This is a genomic window from Streptomyces sp. KLMMK, assembly GCF_036961605.1.
Taxonomy (GTDB): Bacteria; Actinomycetota; Actinomycetes; order Streptomycetales; family Streptomycetaceae; genus Streptomyces; species Streptomyces telluris.
The window spans coordinates 1-947 of sequence record NZ_JBAMDC010000776.1; the positions used below are offsets into that span (position 1 = coordinate 1).

Consider the following 947-nt stretch of genomic DNA (forward strand, 5'->3'; position numbering starts at 1 on the left):
TCGCCGCCGCGACCGTCGACGGCGTGGTCGCCTGCCTGCTGCTGACCACCCTCACCCACGACGAGATCGCCCTCGCCCTGGACGCCGCCGAACAGGTCGCCCAGCGGCACAGCCGCGCTCACCGCGCCGCCCAACTCACCGTGGAACGGGCCCGCTACGAAGCGGACCGCGCCGAGCGGGCCTTCAGCCGGGTCGAGCCGGAGAACCGGCTGGTCGCCCGCAGTCTCGAGGACCGGTGGGAGAAAAAGCTCGCGGCCCTGGCCGAGGCCGAGACCCAGCTCGTCCACGTCCGCGAGGCCCGCCCGCCGCTGCCCGGCCGCATCGAGATCGAGGCCCTCGCCACCGACCTGCCCCGCCTCTGGGACGCCCCGACCACCAGCGCGAAAGACCGCAAACGCCTCCTGCGAGCGGTGATCAGCGACGTCATCCTGCTGCCCGACGACGAGTTCGGCGACGTCCGCATCGCGGTGCGCTGGCACACCGGCGCCACCGACCTGATCACCACCCCGCGCAGCGGACCGCCCCGCACCCCGCCCAAGGCCCTCGCCCTGGCCCGCCGCTTCGGCCCCGTCCTCAACGATCAGGACCTCGCCGACACCCTCAACCAGTACGGCCACCGCACCGGCAAAGGCCGGCCCTACGATGCCAAGGCGGTGCGCTGGGTCCGCCACGCCTACAAGATCCACGCTCCCCGCACCCGCTGCCTGCGCGACGGCGAGCTCTCCGTCAAGCAAGTCGCCGCCCGGCTCGGGATCGGCCCCGGAACTGTCTACTACTGGCTCGCTCACGAACTCACCCCCGGGCGCAAAGACCCCTCAGGACGCTGGTGCATCCCCTGGAACCCCGAAACCGAGGCCGACTACCGCCGGCAGATCGCCGAATCGGCCCACCTCAAGCCCCCAACCCCACTCATGCCTGCAGGAGGAGCAGTATGAAACGTCCATCGG

1 pseudogene is annotated in these 947 nt (G+C 71.9%); it reads left to right on the forward strand.

The features are described 5' to 3' along the window. A pseudogene (locus tag V7793_RS37890) lies at window positions 1–935 on the forward strand (hypothetical protein); the annotation flags it as partial. Window positions 936–947: the final 12 nt, after the last annotated feature.